Consider the following 1,695-nt stretch of genomic DNA (forward strand, 5'->3'; position numbering starts at 1 on the left):
GCTGATTTGTGTCGTCAAGGCGGTCCGAAGCATCCATGAGAATGCCGAGAAGGATGGCCTTGTCTGTCTCGCGAAGTCCGGCTTTGACGATGAGGCCGCCGAGTTGGATTTTTTCGCGTGCGTCTTTCTTGCGGTCCAGCAATCGTGTTCGCCTTATCCGGTTTTCTAGACTTCTGAATTGCCCTTCAATTCTGCGGAGCTGCAGCGTGAGCTTGTGAAGCGGCCGGCTTTTGAAATCGGGCGGCGAGGTCGTTCAAGGCTTTGGCGAGTTCAGACTCATCAATGTCGAGTTCGGCGAGGCCGCTCTCCATGACGAGCTTGGCGACGCGCTCGGACTGCTTTTTGAGCACCTGCCTTTTCTTCTGCTGGAGCTTGGCAAGACTACCCGCGAAATCCGCGAGCAGGCGCTGACCAACGTTCCGCAGCTCAGCGATGATGTGAAAACCTATATCCGTCTGAGGGCCGAGATCGTAACTTCAAGTACCGTGGAACTGGAGCGCGAACGCGATCTGTCGCGTGTCGATATTCCAGCGCTGTCACCCGCGGCCGAGACGGTCTTGTCGCGGATCCGTGATGCCATCGACCGGAACGATCTAAGTAGCGGCCTGTCTTTCCTTCTGGCGGACAAAATGGTTGAAGCGGAACTCGGTGAAGTTGCCGCAAAGTTGGACCGGCGGTTCGGAGAGCGCGCATTCGTGGCAGGAATGAAACCCGAAGGACCTGCCTTTGAGAAGGCGGCTGCCCGGGTTGCCGATGAAAACCGGGCCAGGTTTGCGGAGGCATGGCCGAAGTTCAATGCCATCCAGAAAATCAACGCCAAAAGGCTTTCTCACGAGCAAGCTCAGGCACAAGCCCTGAAACAGAATGTTTCCAAAGATCAGGGCATGACCCGGTGATAAACGAGGTGAGGCGGAAGGACAGGCGAGGGGCTCTGCTGATCCTGTCGTTTGCCGGAATGGTAGTTGGCGGCATTGCCGCGGCCGGAACCTTCGGCGGATACCGGATCAACACAACACCGAGCTTTCCGCTCGGACTTTGGCGGATCGAGGCGCTCTCCCGCGAAGTTAACGTGGGCGACACCCTGTTCATCTGTCCGCCCGCAGATGCGCCGGCGATCAAACTGGCTCGGGAACGCCTCTATCTTCCCGCGGGTCTCTGTGAAGGCGGGATAGCACCGCTTATCAAAACTGTCGTCGCCCTGCCCGGGCAAACCATCGCCATCGAGGGCGACCAGGTGGCCATCGATGGTGCTCGCCTGGCGCATTCTTCCATTCAAGAGGCGGACGGGCAGGGGCGCGCCTTGACCGCCTTTACCGAGGGCGTCGTTCCTGTCGGCGCGCTCTTTGTTCATTCCGACTATGTGGCTTCCTTTGACTCAAGATATTTTGGACCCATTCCGGCGGGTGGCGTTCTCGGCCTGGCGCGAGAAGTGTTCACCTTCCAGCCTTAAGTTTGCGCGCAGTCTGTTTTGTATTCTGGGAGGCATGGCGACCGCCACAATCGGCTGGTCCGGGAACGTGCTCCTGTTGCCGGCCGGAATGCTGTTTCCGGCTTTCTGGGCTTACGCCCCGTCGCGATCCGTGTCGGCACTGGTGGCCGCCGCGCATTTCCTTGGAGCGTCACGGGGCTTGCCGCAGGGCGCCAGCATCTTCTTCGGCTCCCAATATGCAATCGGCCTGGGGCTGTGGTTCGCGG

General features: G+C 59.3%; 4 protein-coding genes and 1 pseudogene. 3 read left to right on the forward strand and 2 right to left on the reverse strand.

What is annotated here, in order from left to right:
* Both J7447_RS31150 and J7447_RS31590 read right to left on the reverse strand, forming a co-directional pair.
* Positions 1–157, reverse strand: a 157-nt coding sequence (locus tag J7447_RS31150) for a conjugal transfer protein TraD (protein WP_209171772.1), incomplete at its 3' end; no start/stop codon positions are given.
* Positions 158–185: 28 nt separating this feature from the next.
* Positions 186–350: a TraC family protein gene (locus tag J7447_RS31590; RefSeq protein ID WP_209171782.1), complete on the reverse strand. Its 165-nt coding sequence runs from the start codon at positions 348–350 to the stop codon at positions 186–188.
* A gap of 87 nt (positions 351–437) precedes the next feature.
* On the opposite strand from J7447_RS31590, the gene J7447_RS31160 reads away from it, so the two are divergent.
* The 3 genes and pseudogenes from J7447_RS31160 to J7447_RS31170 all read left to right on the forward strand — a co-directional run.
* Positions 438–896, forward strand: a complete 459-nt coding sequence (locus tag J7447_RS31160) for a hypothetical protein (protein ID WP_209171783.1) — start codon at positions 438–440, stop codon at positions 894–896.
* An 8-nt stretch (positions 897–904) separates the two neighbouring features.
* Positions 905–1,450 (forward strand): conjugative transfer signal peptidase TraF, encoded by a 546-nt coding sequence (gene traF, locus J7447_RS31165; protein WP_332306236.1) that lies wholly within the window; start codon positions 905–907, stop codon positions 1,448–1,450.
* A gap of 34 nt (positions 1,451–1,484) precedes the next feature.
* A pseudogene (locus tag J7447_RS31170) lies at positions 1,485–1,695 on the forward strand (conjugal transfer protein TraB); the annotation flags it as partial.

The sequence above is a fragment of the Labrenzia sp. R5_0 genome (genome assembly GCF_017743835.1).
Taxonomy (GTDB): domain Bacteria; phylum Pseudomonadota; class Alphaproteobacteria; order Rhizobiales; family Stappiaceae; genus Roseibium; species Roseibium algicola.